The organism is Arcticibacter sp. MXS-1 (assembly GCF_041902385.1).
Lineage (GTDB): Bacteria > Bacteroidota > Bacteroidia > Sphingobacteriales > Sphingobacteriaceae > Arcticibacter.
Genome location: NZ_CP169244.1, coordinates 2114707 through 2131079, shown reverse-complemented (window position 1 = coordinate 2131079; position 16373 = coordinate 2114707). Strand labels below are relative to the sequence as shown.

Here is a 16373-nt window from a genome sequence, read left to right as displayed (position 1 = left end):
CTGTCTGTATTATTTAAATGCAGATGTGATCTTTTCAATTAACTTCGTGGTGATCATGCTTCTCGAAAGAAGGATCATGTTTTTAATGGCTTCCGGGCTCGATATTCCATGACCGATGATAACAGGCGCGTTTACACCCAGGATCGGACTTCCTCCGTACTGCTCGTAGTTGAATCTGGCAAAAAACTCGTCCTCAAACCCTTTCTTCTTGGTGAGGACATAAAACGTTTCTGCCAGCTTGAGCATCACGTTCCCGGTGAACCCGTCGCAGACAATTACATCGGCTTTTTCATCGAATAAATCGCGCCCCTCAATATTGCCGATAAAATTAAACATGTTGGTATCCTTCATCATAGGATGAGTGGCAAGCATCAAAAGATTTCCTTTCTCTTCTTCCTCCCCTATATTGATCAGGCCTACTTTCGGGTTCTGAATCCCGAGGATATTCTCAGCAAAAAGGCTCCCCAGTATTCCGAACTGGAGAAGAGTATCGGGCTTGCAGTCCGCATTTGCGCCTACGTCAAGCATGATACCATAACCCTTTTTGAGCTTTGGCACCACTGTAGATATTGCAGGACGTATTACTCCAGGAATCGTCTTAATACTAAACATTGCCCCAACAAGCATCGCTCCGGTGTTTCCTGCAGAAGAGAAAGAATCGATCTTTCCCTCTTTCAAAAGCTTGAAACCAAGTGGAATGCTTGCGCCAGGTTTTTGAGTGATGGCTTTAGTGGGGTGCTCGCCCATACCGATCGTTTCGGTGGTATGAACAAATTCAAAATGATCAGGATTGAAGTTTTGCTCTTCCAAAACAGGAAAGGCCTGGTCTTTATCGCCGATAAGCACCAGTTTTTGATGCTTATCCAAGGCTTTAAAGGCTGCAATTGCTCCCAGAACGGTTGCCCTGGGAGCAAAGTCTCCGCCCATTATATCTAAGCCAATTTTCATTGCAGAAAATTACCTTATGCTATTGAGGTGTTCTCTATAACTAACTTACCGTTGTAGTATAAGTTACCATCAACGTTATAAGCACGGTGAGGCAAGTGAACTGCGCCTGTAGTCTGGCAAGTGAACAAGGCTGGCGCTTCTGCCTTATAATGTGTTCTTCTCTTATCTCTTCTAGACTTTGACAGTTTTCGTTTTGGATGTGCCATTTTCCTGTTTTTTAATTATTGTTTTTTTATTTTTTTCAACGCTTCCCACCTTGGATCTGCATTGTCTTGTTGTTGTTCTTCTTCTGTCTGGCCCGACAACTTATTCAGCTTTTCAAGCATTTCGCCATCGCACCATCGGGTCTTCCCCGGCTCTTCACACCTGTGAAAATACGGCACCGCAAGATTAATATACTCGTAAATCAACGGCGCTACATCAATCTCATGTTCATTCTTTCCCAGCACCATAATTTCATCCGTATCGTCTTCCAGATGCTCATCTTCACTGAACTTCGCAATCTGCCGCTCCTTCACATCCACCGCAATGGGGAAGTCCGACAAACATACGTCGCAATTAAGGAATATCTCTCCCTTAATCTCAAACTGCAGGATAATCATCGTTTCCTGCTTGTCAAGCTCAAGATTAACCTTCAGCTCCCCTGTCTTCACCAGCGAGTACTCAAACTCATTGAAAAAGCGCTCATCAATATCAAAATCGTACTGATGCTTTCCGGTCTTTAGTCCGGTGTATGATATCCGATATTCCTGTAACGATTTCAAAGCACGGCAATTGAGCCTGCAAAAATAGATAAAATTAATGACTCTGTAAAAGTTTTTTTAAATATGGAAGAAGGCGGCGCAGAGCTAATTGCCTAAGAATGAAGGGGGCCTGCAGCAAGGGTATCTTTGGCCCCGGTAACACAGTCCCGCTGGCCTGAAATGCCTTTTCCACGGCCCTGACGCACACTTAGTCGCGATCTTTTGACAACTTAGTGATCTTAAGCGGATTGGCTGTAAGCTCTGCCATTTCACGGCGCCTCTTTACAATATTAACTGCCTCAAAAAGTGCGGTTCTGAAAGAATTGGCAGAAGCCATATTCTTTCCGGCTATATCGTAGCCCGTGCCGTGATCAGGAGAGGTACGAACAACAGGCAGGCCTGCTGTAAAGTTCACCCCGTCGTGAAACGCAATGTACTTAAAAGGGATAAGTCCCTGGTCGTGATACATCGCCAGAACAGCATCAAACTTCAAATGGGATGCATTAGCGAAGAAACCGTCAGCTGCATAAGGGCCGAAAGCGAACACTCCTTTGTCATTGGCTTCCTGAATAGCGGGGACAATGATACTCTCTTCTTCACTGCCAATCAATCCGCTGTCGCCTGCATGGGGGTTAAGGCCCAGAACTGCGATCTTAGGTTTCTGAACCCAAAAATCCTTTTTAAGACTTTCTTTCATTAAAGCCAGCTTTGACACAATGGCCTCTTTTGTAATATGCTGCGCGATTTCTGTCACCGGAACGTGTCCTGTTACGACACCTATGCGCAGGTCGTCGCTCACCAGAAACATTAAAGAATCAGCCGCCCCTGCTTTATGCTGGATATATTCCGTATGACCAGGAAAATTAAAATTGTCGCTTTGTATATTATGTTTGTTGATTGGTGCAGTGACAAGAGCGTCCGTCTGACCATCGAGGAGGTCAGAGACGGCCCTTTCAAGTGAAAGTAAGGCATACTTACCCCCGGTGGCATTTGCAACGCCGGGCTCAATCTTCACATCCTCCTCCCAGCAATTGATCATATTGGGTCGCTTCCCGTTTGCTTGCTCCGCCTTACTGATCACATTAAAGCTAAACTCGCCGAGCGAAAGCGCTTTACGGTAAAAAGAAGCAATCTTTGTTGTTCCATACACAATCGGAGTACAGTAATCATAAATTGTATGATCTGCAAGGGTCTTTAAAATAACCTCCAATCCTATACCATTAATATCTCCTACAGAAATGCCAATTTTAATCTTTTCCTTCATTTGAATGAGTCTCTGCAAATCGGGTTTGCGATAAATTTTTGCAAATTAACTATTTTGTAAATAATTATCATACCTGTACGGGCAAATGCCGTTATTTGCATGCCGGAGATTTCCGCCGGTCAAAGCTTCAGCTTCCGGTCCCCCGAGGGACAAAAAAGGAAACGCGATGCTACTGTGTGAAATTGGGGGCGGCAAAAGTTTGTATATGGTTCGTGCGAAAAAACATTTAGGCCAGCACTTCTTAACGGATAAGAATATTGCTTCAAAAATTGTGGAAAGCCTGAGGCCCTCAGACAGATACCGGAAGGTGCTCGAGGTTGGTCCGGGAATGGGAGTCCTTACCGATTTTCTCCTGCAGAAGACGGACTACGAAACCTACCTTATCGACCTCGATTCAGAATCAGTGGCCTATCTCCATACCAAATATCCTTCCCTGGGCGAGCGCCTCATTAACGGCGACTTTCTGGCTTTGGATTTTAAAGCACTATTCAACGAACCTGTGGGCGTGATCGGTAACTTTCCATACAATATCTCCTCCCAAATTCTATTCAAGGTACTGGAGAACCGGCAGCAAATACCGGAGGTTGTGGGCATGTTTCAGAAGGAGGTTGCAGAACGCTGTACAGCGAAAGCAGGATCCAAAGAATATGGTATCCTGTCGGTCTTTGTTCAGGCCTATTACAATGTCGAATATCTGTTCACGGTAAAAGCAGGGGTATTTAATCCTCCGCCGAAAGTGCTATCGGCAGTGATCCGCCTGAGCCGGAATGCTACTCAAAAACTCGAATGCGACGAAGATCTGTTCTGGAAGGTGGTGAAAGCAGGCTTTAACCAAAGAAGAAAGACCCTGCGAAATGCACTGGCCGGACTTATCAGCAAGGAGAAAATGGGAGACGAGCCTGTCTTCGAACTAAGGGCAGAAAGACTGGATGTGGCCGATTTTATCCGTCTGACCAATCTTGTCGGTGGTTCGCAGACAAAGTAGACGTTCTTTACCTGGAGCGTCATTTTAATCCGATTCCTTTTATTTTACCGGCTGATCACTTAAAATTGCAAAGTTCTAAAAACAACAGAAATGCCGAGGATTCTCATTGCCGACAAATTACATTCAGCCTTCAGGGAAAAAGCAGAAAAGCTGGGCTACGATGTAGACGACTGTCCCGCTTATACCCGGGCCGAAACGCTTGCCGCGATCAAAGACTACGAAGGACTGGCGATCAGGACCAAGTTCAACATAGACCGCGAGCTTATGGAGGCTGGCACCAGACTGAAGTTCATAGCGCGTGCAGGGGCAGGAATGGATAACATTGACGAGAAGTTTGCTGAAGAGCGGGGAATCATTTGCATCAATGCACCGGAAGGGAATCGCGATGCTGTGGGCGAACATGCAGTAGGAATGCTCCTCAGCCTCATGAACAACCTGAGAAAGGCAGACAATGAGGTCAGACATGAGATATGGGACCGCGAGGGGAACAGAGGCTACGAATTAAAGAACAGAACGGTAGGAATTATCGGATACGGGCACATGGGACAAAGCTTTGCCCGCAAACTCCGCGGCTTTGATGTAAACATCATTGCCTATGACAAATACAAGACCGCATTTGGAGATGAATACGTGAAAGAGGTCAGCATGGAAGAAATTGTTAAAGAATCCGACGTCCTCAGTCTTCACATACCTTTGACGCGTGAAACACGGCAGATGGTGGATGACGAGTATTTCTTCCATTTCAGGAAGCCTGTCTTCTTTTTAAACACCGCCAGAGGAGAAATCGTTAATACCAGCTCGGTCCTGCGAGCAATAAACAGCGGGAAAGTACTGGGGGCCGGACTTGATGTACTGGAGTCGGAAAAGTTTCCCGCTTTGGCAGAACAACCGTGGTTCGAAGAACTGATCGCCAACGGGAAGATAATCCTCAGTCCGCATGTGGCAGGCTGGACCTTCGAATCGTACCGCAAAATATCAGAAGTACTGGGAGAAAAACTAGCTTCAATCTCTTTGTAGGTGGATTACGGGCGATAAGAGTCTTGCTCTTTCAGGCCCGTAATCAGAACAGGAATTGTTAATTGGGCGAGTAGTTGACGAAGTTGTGGTAGGCCTGACTTAAATCCTTCACAGAATTTACTTCGAAGTGGTCCCCCCACGGTGTCCAGGAAATGAACTTCTGCCTTTTTCCGGTAGTCGTTCTTGCAGGAGTGATCTCTTCATATACGCCGAAATTACCCAGCGTATAATACTTGATCTTTTTTGTCCGGTTTTGGAGCTGATGATACTTTGTGAGTTCAAACCCCATAGTTTTGATCCAGTTTTTGATGGACAAAGCTCTTTTTCGTGTCATGACGAATTAATTTTATTGTTTTTCATTAAGTTGATTAGCAATACATTAACACGTATTTCGCGCATCGGTTCTTAAAAAATTCATTTTTTTAGTACCCGCTTGTGGAAAACGAATGTGGAAAATTGTCTGGCAAAAGATGCCTTACCACCGTTAAAAACCAAATTCCTGAAACACTAAACCGGTTTTCCCCTTTTATAAAGGGAGAAAGATATGAAGACAATAATAGTATCGAACAGGTTACCGGTAAAGATCTCAGATAATAACGGTGAACTTGAGTTCAAACAGAGTGAAGGGGGACTTGCAACCGGGCTTGGTTCCATCTACCGCCAGGGGGATAACATGTGGCTGGGCTGGCCAGGTATAGAGGTTGCTTCTGAAGATGGTCAGCGGGAAATCACCAGCCGCCTTGGGGCAATGAACCTTTATCCGGTATTTCTTACGCAGGAAGAAATCAACCTTTATTACGAAGGATTCTCAAATGAAACGCTGTGGCCCGTATTCCACTACCACCCTACATACGCCAGATACGAGCAAAGTTACTGGGACAGCTATGTGGAGGTGAACCGGAAGTTTAAAGAGGCGATATTCCAGGTGGCAGAACCCGGCGACAAGATCTGGATACATGACTACCAGTTACTGTTACTGCCAGGAATGATCCGTGCGGAGCAGCCCGACATCACCATCGGGTTCTTTCTCCATATTCCATTCCCTTCATATGAGTTGTTCCGTCTTATTCCATGGCGGGCAGAACTGCTTGAGAATATGCTCGGAGCGGACCTGCTTGGCTTCCATACATTCGACGATGTACGGCATTTTATCAGTTCAGTCACCCGTATCCTTCCGGTGCATTCCTATGGAAATGAACTGAATTACGACGACCGCCAGGCGGTGGCAGAACCATTTCCTATGGGAATCGACGACAAGAAGTTTGAGGACCTCGCTCAAAGTGAGCTGGTGCTTGAAAGCGTAGCCACCCTGAAGGAGACGTTTCAGGACTCCAAAATGATCTTATCCATTGACAGGCTGGACTATAGCAAGGGGATTCTTCAGCGACTGCAGGCATTTGATATTTTATTGCAGAGCAATCCCGAGTATATAGAGAAAGTGGTACTATATATGATTGTAGTGCCATCAAGAGACACGGTTGCCCAATATAAAGAGCTCCGCGACGAGATTGACAAGCTTGTAGGCAACATCAACTCGCGTTACCGGACATTGAACTGGACGCCTGTTAATTACTATTACCGCTCGTTTCCGGTGGAGATGCTCTCGGCTCTATATACAATGGCCGAGGTCTGCCTGATCAGTCCTATGCGCGACGGCATGAACCTTGTCTGCAAAGAATACGTGGCCAGCCGGACTAATAATACCGGTGTCCTCATCCTGAGCGAAATGGCAGGAGCTGCAAAAGAGCTGATCGATGCGGTGATCGTCAATCCGAATAATGTAGGAGAGGTTTACCGGGCGATGATCGATGCGCTTAACATGTCGCTGGAAGAACAGGAGCGGCGAATGCGGGCCATGAGAGAGGTGGTCTCAAAATTCAATATCCGCCACTGGGTAAAAATATATATGGACAAACTTGATGAAGTAAAGCAAATGCAGGATTCTATGCAGGCAAAACATATAGGGCCGAATGGTCGTGTCTATATCGAGAATGAATATATTCATGCGCGCCGCCGCGCTATCTTCCTGGACTACGATGGCACTCTCGTGGGCTTCAAGTCTAATATTGATATGGCCATGCCCGACGAGGACCTCTACGACATTCTGGAGCAACTGACAGCCGATCCGGCTAACAACATCGTCATCGTCAGCGGGCGAAAATACCAAACGCTGGAGGATTGGTTCGGCCGGATGCCAATCGATATTATAGCCGAGCACGGCGCCTGGCAAAAGCGCAAAGACGGCGACTGGCAAAAACTGCCCGGACTATACAACCAATGGAAGCAGGAGATTCGCACTATACTGGAAACTTATGTAGACCGGACACCGGGATCCTTCATTGAAGAGAAGAGCTACTCACTGGTCTGGCACTACCGAAAGGTGGAAGAGGGACTCGGGGAGCTGAGGGCGAACGAGCTTATGACAACGCTTCGCTTTATAACCGCCGATAAGGGCTTACAAATGCTCCCGGGCAACAAGGTGATCGAAATAAAGAATGTAGAGGTGAACAAAGGTAAAGTCTCGTTGTCGTGGCTTGATAACAATGAATGCGACTTCATTATGGCACTGGGCGATGACCATACAGATGAAGATATGTTTAAGGCCTTGCCCGAAAGTGCTTTCACCATCAAGATCGGCAGCAATATCTCATCCGCACGCTTTTACCTGCGTGACTACAGAGAAGTACGGCGGCTGCTCCGGTCACTGACTATACGCAAGTCTTTGAGCGCCTGATACCATTTCGCAGGCATGGCGAAACATGTGGCCAATGCTACGTGCTTAAATACAAACGAACTGCCCGGCCTGCAGGCATCCTACTGGGGCGGAGCATTACTTCGGCATAAAGCCCGCCCCATTACAGGAATACGGGCTTGTCGAGCTTCATTGCAATCCGATAGGCGGCGTTCATCAATCCAACGTGACTGTATGCCTGTGGGAAATTGCCCCATTGTGAACCATTCATCTCGTCGACATCTTCGCTGAACAGCATCAGATGGTTGGAAAACTGCAAAAGGTTTTCAAAAGCCCTCACAGCTTCATCCATCCGCCCAACACAAGCCAGAGCTTCAACATACCAGAATGCGCAAATAAGAAAAGTGGTCTTTGGCTTTCCAAAGTCATCGGCATGCAGGTAGCGATAAAAGAGGCCCTGAGGTGTCCGCAGTTCCGATTCGAGGGCTCTCAGATGATCCTTGGCTCTCTGGGAAGTGGGGTCAAGATAGTTCATCATGATCAGCTGGAGAGTACTGGCATCAAGATGTGAACTTCCCGTGGCATTGGTGTATACCCTGCGCTGCGGATCGTAACAGCTTTCTATGTGTCCCGCAGCCTTATTTTTAAGGAATAAAGCCTTTTCTTCGAGCGGCTTATTCCCTATAGACCGCGCAACTTTGGCGGCGGCAGAACATCCCGCCCATTGAAACAGGTTGCTGTAGCAATGGGTGTTAGCGAAGTTGCGAAACTCCCATATGCCGGCATCCTTCTCGTCAATGGTACGCTCAATCTTAGAGAGAACGGCCTCAATCCATTTTGCTGAATCCTTCCGCTCCCTGAAAACAAAGCGATGATCGGTATAAAGAGGCATAAGTGAGATCATCACCTGCCCGTAGATGTCATTCTGGATGTGTTCGTACGCCTGATTTCCGATTCGTACCGGCTTGTTGCCCAGATAGCCCTCAAGATCGTGAAGAACAATCTCGTGAAGGTCTTTTGTTCCATCAATGCCATAAAGAGGCTGATAACGGAAATCTTCCGAAACAGAGATATCAGCTACATAGTTGAAGTAATGCTCCATCTCCTCGAAGTGACCGATGTGATTCAGGGCACTGATCACGTAATAGGTATCCCTGAGCCAGCAGTAACGATAGTCCCAGTTCCGGCCACTGCCGTCCGACTCAGGAAGGCTGGTTGTACTCGCTGCTATGATCGCTCCCGTGTCTTCATACTGGTGAATTTTCAATGCGAGAGCAGACCTGATAACATACGGCTGGTAAAAAGTCGCGATAGACGAATGCTTGATCCACAGACGCCAATAGGCGACCGTCTCACGCAGAAAGTTTTCGGAGGTGCTCAATAACGGAGCTTCCAGCGGCTGCCCGTAAGTGAGGACCATATACTTGGTTTCATTAAGAACGAAATAGGCTTCCTCGAAAACGTAAGTGACCGGAATATTGGTAGTAAGGCGAATGCGGTCGTCTCCTCCCAGGTACTCGATGTGATTGCTGCCCCTGTGAGCTCTTAACTTAGTTTTTCCGTATTCCCCCACGGGGGCACATTTTACCCGTACCCTCGGTGTACCTTCCAGCGGTTCAACTTTCCGGATGATCATCAGAGGCTTGAAGAAACGCTCATACTGATGAAAGCGCGGAGCAAAATCTGTTACCCGGTACTTTCCATTCTCACAGGTGATTTCCGTACAAAGAACGTTGGTGTTCTCCAGATAATACTGATGTGATGAATAGTCGGACGAAGGAAGAATGGAAAACTCCCCTCCCCTTTCTTTATCGAGAAGCGAGCCGAAGATAAATGTACTGTCGAAGCGAGGCCAGCACAGCCAGGCGATATTGGTGTTTTTCTGTACGTGAGCAAGAAAAGAACAATTACCTATAATTCCGGTCTCATAAACGTGTTTCTGTACCATCGCTTCTTATTACAGTACTGAGGACCGTTTGGTTTTGAAAAAACGCCCTTTTGGCAGAGCATGAGACCACCGCTGTGCGGCAATACAACCGTAACCAACTCTTGCCAAACGGCTTACAGCGAAGCGCGTTTGTTGAGATAAAACGGCACCTCCACATGTTTGCTGGAGTTCTCCAGTATCATTTTTGCAGCTATTGATCCCATTTCATTGAAGTCAGTTGATATGGTCGTAATGCCGTTCAGTATGATCCTCTTCAGAGGCGTTTCGTTGTAGGAGATCACGCCAACATCCTTTCCGATCTTCATATTCTGCTGCATCAGCTTCTCTATCAACACCACCAGATCCTGCTCTACAAGGTTGATATAAACTTCCCCCTCCTCAATGGGCTCTGCCGATATATCACTGATCACCTTGTGATTAAAGGCATATTGCCGGCAGAACTTCAGGTAGCCTTTCTTAATTTCCCTGGGGTAGTAGCTGTTTTCCGGAAATACCAGCTTAATCGTGTGGTACTTGCTTAAGTCTTCCTTTGCATCCTCAAGCGCGTTATAGATGTCCTTCTCAAAGTTTTCGTAAACAGCGGCATACTCGCCTGTAACACCCGGAACCACCTTGTCGAGGATAATCAGTTTCTCCTTTGGAATGGTGTTAATAATTTCGTATGCCTTCTCCTCGCCCTCTACGAAATGAGGGATAATCACGTAGTGTGAGTACCCTTCCAGCTTATTGCTCAGCAATTTTTTAAAGAGGATATAGTCGCTGTTATAGATATAAAAATCGACCGCGATCTGTTCTCCCAGCGTTTTGACGAAGGAGTCATAAATAATCTTCTTGTGTGAACTCAGCTTATTAAAAAAGAGACAAATACGGAGGGTCTGCCTGAACTCCGTGCACATGATAAAGTATCCCTTACCAGGGATCGACCCTAACACACCAAGGTTCTTCAGATACTTGTAGCCCTTTTCGGCAGTATCACGCGAGATCTCCAGCTCATAGCTCAGCTCGTTGATAGAGGGGAGCATGTCGTTCTTGTTAATTTTCCCCGCCTCTATCGCGATCAATATGGAATTCGTCAGCTGTAAATACTTGGGCGTAGCCGAATACTCATCGATATGGATATGGTCAAAGAATCGTGCAGGTTTCATTGGTGTTATTCTTGAAATATGCTGGCTAATATACACTTTTGAGCCATATTGACTGTCATGCTTTTCGACTCCTTCCTGCACCTCAGAACTTGTAAGGTATTATCTTAACCGGGCCTGCCAGTCCCGAAGGCATCACCTTCCAGTTGGAAGCATCAAAAGGCTTGTAGTTAATATCCACAAGGTTCACATCCTTAAATATCTTCCACTCTATTCGGTTCCGATCCATGTAGCGGATCCTGTTTGCCATCAGGTTAGCTACCTCAATCTTAATCGTATTTTTTCCTGGCTGCAAAAATTTCCCTATGCGCGTTCGGTAGGGAATACTCCAGAGGATACCCGCGTCTTTTCCGTTGATCCAGACATGAGCACTTTCACTCACTTTCCCCAGGTCGAGCAGATATTCATACCCTTCTCTCTTTGTAAGATCAAAAGATGTTGAGTACACAGCTCTCCCCGAAAAGTTAGAACACGAGGTATCGGATAAGGCTGTCCACTCCTTCAAGACTGGAAGGTCCTTGTCGGCCGGTATGGCAGGGCCACCTTCTGTAAATTGAAGCTTCCATGGGCCTGAAAGCTGTTTTGCTGGCATTTCCTGATTCAGGTAGTGCCAATCTCTGACGGATGTGAGCGCAGCGGGCGACGTCCTGAGGATCAGCGACTCTCCCGGCAGTATCTGTAACTCCACCTCTGTGCCGTTCTTACTCCGGCTGAATCTTGCCTTACCGTAATCACCTGTCTGAGGATCCAGAATAAGAACGGAGGCTGCCCCGGCGTTAAGAGGAATCTTGCCGCTGACAGGCCGCCCCGTGTGGTTCACCAGGTAATAGTACTTCGTGTTCCCATCCTGACGCCGGATAAACTTCAAGCCGGTATCGGTAAGGCGCTCACGGTTAACGCCTGCAAAAGAGAGGGCGCCCGGCACGTCACTGGAAAAGATCAAACGGCCTGCTCCCCGCTTTATTTCCCTGATGTTACCATCTCCATCTGCCGATTTAACAGAGCTGAGAAGTGAAGAGAACTGCTTCCGGCGCTCCTCAAGCTTTCCCAGGCCGGGAACATCTTTTGGAAGCGCCTGAACAATGACTGTTGCGCCATCTTCTGCCAGTTTCAAGACTTTCTGAAGGGTCCCGAGCGGCATTAGCTCTGCTTGTGGAACAACCAGAACCCGGTAGGGAGAAGCGCCTGCCGCCGTATTAATTGACTTGCCCGACACGACTGCATTCTGCAGCAGATGATCAGAAATAAAGTCGAGCGAATAGCCCAGCCTCTGCAGTTCAGTTACATCCTTGTAGAAGGGCGTAGGATGAAGCCACTCGTCGATGTCATGCACCTTTAAAGGCATGTCTCTCCCGGCTGCTTTGTTCCATGCATCGTACACGGGCCAATAGATGAGTATCTCGTTGTCAGATCTTCCCGCTTGCAATACAGACTGTACCCGGGTGATATAGGACGTGAGTCCGGGGAGGTGACTCCACCAGCTATTGGCAGGAACGAAGTTAACGGATGCATAAAACAACCATCCCGGCCACTTTGCCTCGGCAGGAGAATAGGTCGTCCCGTGAAAAAAAACGTGATTAACTCCCGACAGAAAAACCTGTTCAACCTCGGGCTTGCATTGAGAAAGGGAAGTTTTAAAGTGCTCTGTCAGCCAGGTAAAAGTTTCGGAGGAGGTGAGTTTCTTCCCGGTAACATGAGCAGCAGAAGAAGCAAACTTCAGCATCACCGGGTCGGGATCAACATTTCTAATGTCAGCGCTATCTCTCCGCAAACCCGGGATTGGGAAATAGGAGGAGCCAAAGGTCTCGCACTCGGGGATATCAACAGCAGCATATAAGTCGAGCAGGTTCCCCGGAGAACCGTGTGCCTGATTGCGGGTGAGGCTGCGCCGCGCATGCGCCCAGCTGGTCCAGGGACTGGTAAAGTTTTGCAAGAGCATTTCTGACATCGTTTCCCGGTAGTCAGACTTTAAACGAGCCTGTTGTTCAGAGCCCTCTTTACTCACAAATTCGCGGATGAACTTTCTGAAATCATATCCTCTGTTCTTTTCAAAGAGACTGCGGAACTCTTCGGACCAGTCGGCGCCATAAACCTCATAACTGTCATTGTATACAGCCCTCGCCCCTATCGGCTTCCCATTAAAGGCGTTGTCAAAGCGTTCAAGATACTTGTGCAGCGCGGCAGAAGAAAAATGGTTGAGCGTATAACCTTCTCCCCCGGCGAAGACCTTTTGACCATTTGCCTGGTCTTGCCAAGGAAGGCAGCGTACAGCGTCCACCGTCCTGATGGCGCGGTCCAGTTGAGAGTACCGTCTGCTTTAACTTTATCCTTTAATTGCAGCACCGCGCCCTGATCATTATAAGCGGTCAAAAATTGAAGCACTGCGTTTTCCTGCTTAGCTTCAGCGACCTTTATCTTTTCCTTCAGGGTCTCGCTGCCACCAAGTTCGTAAGTCTGGACGATCAGCTTTGAGGCAGCATACTCGGGCGTCACCTGAGGACCGCCAAAAGGCCAGCCTGTCCCGTTGGTCAGATCTACTCCCATTTTTAAAACCTTAGCCTGCTCCATGGTGTGATTCAGCATATCCATCCAGGCGGGAGACAAGTAGTCGATATACCTGCTTTCATAGCCCTTTACCCCGTAAATCGGCGCTATTTCGACTCCGCCCAAGCCGGCCGACTTGAACGCAGAAAGAGAAAGCGACAGATTCTTTTTGTCGACGGCATTTCCCATCCACCACCAGCGGGTCCAGGGTCTAGTTTCGGCTTTTACTACCGGCCAGCTGCCAGATTGGGCGCTGACACTCTTAGCAAAGCAAAGAAGAAAGAAAATATAAATGTATAAAGATCTGTTAAAGCGCATATATCAGTTCTTACTCTAAATGAAACACCTCTGTGAGAGGGATAGAAACCGGAGATTTGTCAGGGTTGGTTTGCATGATATCTGCCATATAAGCCCACCAGCGCTGCACAATGGGATTTGCGGAAAGATCCTGAGAAGAAGCTCCTTCTTCGGTTTTCTGCACCGCAAAAAGTGTATCACTCTCTTCATCCAGGAAGATGGAATAGTCGCTGATCCCATTGCTCCTGAGCAATGCCGTCAGCTCGGGCCAGATCGCATCGTGTCTTCGCTTGTACTCATCGCGACAGTTTGGATGAAGCTTCATCTTGAATGCTACTCGTACCATAATCGAGGTTATTTAAAACTTATGTTAATATCAATGTCCTTCCTGCTGTCGTTGACGGTTTTAACGTACAGGGTGTTTTCGCTTTTCTCATACCGCCAGCCCTCTGTGCGTTTCTTGCCGTTTTCCTGCAGAACGACCGGCCGCTGCTCTCCCTCATCCAGGCGGATCTTCAGCAGGTAGGTCCGCGAAGCGGGCGTGTATTGCCCGGCAGGCTTGCTGATCTTCACCTTAAGCTGATCGTCCGCTCGCAATGTACTGAATGACGTCAGCGCATATTTGCCGTCTTTATAATTAAGGCTGGTGCCATCATCCTCATATAGCTCGAACGTTCCGCTCTTACCGGGGAAGATATCGAGGGTCAGCTCGCGTACCGGCTTCTCGTCTGTATAGAGCATTTCAGGCTGCATCGGGATGATGCTTCCCGACTTGGCAAATACAGGAATTGTATCAAGAGGGGTCACCACATGTACGTATTGCTTTCCCTGGTACCGCTTGCCGGTCCAGTAATCGTACCAGGTACCCTCAGGCAAATATACTGTACGGGTCTGAGCACCTTTGGTTGTAACAGGACATACCATCAGCTTGTCGCCAAAAAAGTACTGGTCGCCAATATCGTACACATTGGCGTCATGCTGATGTTCCAACACGAGTGCTCTCATAAGGGGAAGCCCTGTTTTATACATCTTATACGCGTTACTATAGATGTAAGGCATCAGCCGGTAGCGAAGATGGTCATACTTTTTAAAGTTGTCGAGGGCCTGCTGTCCATAGTTCCAGGGCTCCTTATAGCCAGGATGGTCCATTCCGAAGACAAGCGCAATCGGACTGAACATACCAAACTGCACCCAGCGCGTGTAAAGCTCTGGATCAGCCGGATGTTCAAAGCCGCCCATACAGTGCGACCAGTACCCCACTCCGGACAGTCCGATATTGAGTCCTGCTTTTATCACAGGGCCGAAATACTGCCATTCGCTCGGCCAGTCGCCCGCGAAGATAAAGGGATAGCGCTGGATGCCGGCGTACCCTTCGCGCGTTTGGTTCAGGCCTCTGATCTTGTTGAACTCCTGAAACTTTTCGTATGGTGCTTTAGCATAGGCCACCGGGAAGACGTTGTGAAGCTTCTGTGCCGTACGGTCCGTCGGGCCCATCTTGTCACTCTCATTAGCCAGCCCGCCGAAGGCACTGCCCTCATCTGTTTTGAGGAATTTGGCGCCCAGAGACGCAACGCGCATTACACCATTATCCCACCACCAGTCAACAGACTTCTGATCAAAGAAATTAACGAACTCGCCCTGATTGTTCGGCTCCGGATAAACCAGTCCTTTTTCCCTCGCCTGGTCGAGCAGGTTCAGCTTCACACCGTTATCGAAGCGGGGCCTCAGATGCAGGCCTACCATTTTAAAGTTCATGGCATACAGGCTGTCGAACATTCCTTTCGGGTCATTGAACGTATCCCGCCATTCGAAAGAAGTGGCGCCGTTTCCACCGTTCTTGCCAAATATTCTCCAGGTAGAGTCGAGCCACAAGAGGTCGACCGGAATTCCAAGCGATCTGAACTTTCTGGCAAGCTGAACCACATAAGAGTCTGAACTTTCTTTTTCATGCCCCCAGGTTCCGCCGCTGTAGGTACCTGCATGCAGTCCTAATGCGAAACGCGGAAGCAGTGGTGACTTGCCGGTAAGCGCCGTATAGCTGTCCAGGATCGACGGAAAGTCGGGACCGTAGATAAAGTAGTAATCCAGCTCTCCCGCGGCTGCGCTAAAGCTGTACCGGTCAGAAGAACCCGCTCCCATATCCCACTCGGTGGCAAAAGAGTTATGCAGGAAAATCCCATACCCTCTGGTGCTCATAAAGAAAGGCACGGGCGAGTAATTGGCCTCCAGGATGTTATATGCCCCTATAATATGGGGCCGGCCCTTACCCCGGCCTACATTCAATTTTATTTTCTTGCTTCGCTGATCAACGAAGTCCATACGCTCGCCGAAGCCAAAGAAATGCTCATCTGCCGAGAGTTCCTTGGTACAGCTTACCGTATCGCCCCTCTTCTCAGCAGCAAGGCCATAGTCGGCGTTCAGCAGCGTTCCGTCCTTTGCATAAACGAGAATACGGAAAGGCGACTTCATCACCTTTACAGTGATCTTTTCGGTTTGAAAAAGCAAATGGTCTGCAGCATCTGATGTAGAAACATTGACGGCCGCCCATTTATAGTTAGACACCATTAAATTTTCCGGTGCCTCGAATTTCCTGTCCCACGATGTTCGCACCCGGAACATGCCAGGGGTGCAGAACTCCAGTTTAATGTCAGCCTTTTCTGCAGGGAACGTAAATTCATTCCCTTCTCTCTTTATTCCGGAGGAATAGGTGCCGACCGACTGGGCATTGATCACGCAACTTGATAGAATAAGGCCTGCCGATAATAATACCCTAAGCGCACTATGCATATCACT

At 48.0% G+C, this 16373-nt stretch carries 14 protein-coding genes; 3 read left to right on the top strand and 11 right to left on the bottom strand.

Annotated features, from left to right (window positions below; all coding sequences use genetic code 11):
• Positions 1 to 9 precede the first annotated feature (9 nt).
• From plsX to pdxA, 4 genes are all read right to left on the bottom strand, one after another.
• Positions 10 to 948, bottom strand: coding sequence for a phosphate acyltransferase PlsX (plsX, locus tag ACES2C_RS09190; protein ID WP_374166648.1), 939 nt, complete (start codon positions 946 to 948; stop codon positions 10 to 12).
• Positions 949 to 962: 14 nt separating this feature from the next.
• On the bottom strand, positions 963 to 1154 hold the full coding sequence (rpmF, locus tag ACES2C_RS09185) for a 50S ribosomal protein L32 (RefSeq protein ID WP_374166647.1): 192 nt from the start codon (positions 1152 to 1154) through the stop codon (positions 963 to 965).
• Between the two features lie 15 nt (positions 1155 to 1169).
• Complete coding sequence (locus tag ACES2C_RS09180; RefSeq protein WP_374166646.1) at positions 1170 to 1712, bottom strand: DUF177 domain-containing protein; 543 nt, start codon at positions 1710 to 1712, stop codon at positions 1170 to 1172.
• Between the two features lie 187 nt (positions 1713 to 1899).
• Positions 1900 to 2955, bottom strand: coding sequence for a 4-hydroxythreonine-4-phosphate dehydrogenase PdxA (gene pdxA, locus ACES2C_RS09175; protein WP_374166645.1), 1056 nt, complete (start codon positions 2953 to 2955; stop codon positions 1900 to 1902).
• A gap of 199 nt (positions 2956 to 3154) precedes the next feature.
• Here pdxA and rsmA point away from each other — a divergent pair, with 199 nt between their 5' ends.
• Entirely contained in the window at positions 3155 to 3940 is a 786-nt protein-coding gene (gene rsmA / locus ACES2C_RS09170; protein WP_374166937.1) for a 16S rRNA (adenine(1518)-N(6)/adenine(1519)-N(6))-dimethyltransferase RsmA, read from the top strand.
• 90 nt (positions 3941 to 4030) lie between these two features.
• Positions 4031 to 4957 (top strand): 2-hydroxyacid dehydrogenase, encoded by a 927-nt coding sequence (locus tag ACES2C_RS09165; RefSeq protein ID WP_374166644.1) that lies wholly within the window; start codon positions 4031 to 4033, stop codon positions 4955 to 4957.
• Positions 4958 to 5015: 58 nt separating this feature from the next.
• Here the strand turns inward: ACES2C_RS09165 and ACES2C_RS09160 are convergent, their stop codons facing one another.
• Complete coding sequence (locus tag ACES2C_RS09160) at positions 5016 to 5291, bottom strand: hypothetical protein (protein ID WP_374166643.1); 276 nt, start codon at positions 5289 to 5291, stop codon at positions 5016 to 5018.
• Between the two features lie 210 nt (positions 5292 to 5501).
• Here ACES2C_RS09160 and ACES2C_RS09155 point away from each other — a divergent pair, with 210 nt between their 5' ends.
• On the top strand, positions 5502 to 7691 hold the full coding sequence (locus ACES2C_RS09155) for a bifunctional alpha,alpha-trehalose-phosphate synthase (UDP-forming)/trehalose-phosphatase (protein WP_374166642.1): 2190 nt from the start codon (positions 5502 to 5504) through the stop codon (positions 7689 to 7691).
• Positions 7692 to 7812: 121 nt separating this feature from the next.
• Here ACES2C_RS09155 and ACES2C_RS09150 read toward each other — a convergent pair whose 3' ends face one another.
• From ACES2C_RS09150 to ACES2C_RS09125, 6 genes are all read right to left on the bottom strand, one after another.
• Positions 7813 to 9597 carry a glycoside hydrolase family 15 protein gene (locus tag ACES2C_RS09150; protein WP_374166641.1) on the bottom strand — a complete coding sequence of 595 codons (1785 nt, stop codon included), beginning with the start codon at positions 9595 to 9597 and terminating at the stop codon, positions 7813 to 7815.
• 113 nt (positions 9598 to 9710) lie between these two features.
• A complete protein-coding gene (locus ACES2C_RS09145; RefSeq protein WP_374166640.1) occupies positions 9711 to 10742 on the bottom strand; it encodes a substrate-binding domain-containing protein in 1032 nt (343 codons plus the stop codon).
• 82 nt (positions 10743 to 10824) lie between these two features.
• Positions 10825 to 12867, bottom strand: a complete 2043-nt coding sequence (locus ACES2C_RS09140) for a glycosyl hydrolase (RefSeq protein ID WP_374166936.1) — start codon at positions 12865 to 12867, stop codon at positions 10825 to 10827.
• The gene (locus tag ACES2C_RS09135; RefSeq protein ID WP_374166639.1) at positions 12864 to 13601 is read right to left on the bottom strand and encodes a glycosyl hydrolase; all 738 of its coding nucleotides are present in this window, start codon (positions 13599 to 13601) and stop codon (positions 12864 to 12866) included. The genes ACES2C_RS09140 and ACES2C_RS09135 overlap by 4 nt, the downstream gene beginning before the upstream one ends.
• A 10-nt stretch (positions 13602 to 13611) precedes the next feature.
• Complete coding sequence (rhaM, locus tag ACES2C_RS09130; protein WP_374166638.1) at positions 13612 to 13926, bottom strand: L-rhamnose mutarotase; 315 nt, start codon at positions 13924 to 13926, stop codon at positions 13612 to 13614.
• A gap of 8 nt (positions 13927 to 13934) precedes the next feature.
• Positions 13935 to 16367: a glycoside hydrolase family 31 protein gene (locus ACES2C_RS09125; protein ID WP_374166637.1), complete on the bottom strand. Its 2433-nt coding sequence runs from the start codon at positions 16365 to 16367 to the stop codon at positions 13935 to 13937.
• Positions 16368 to 16373 lie beyond the last annotated feature (6 nt).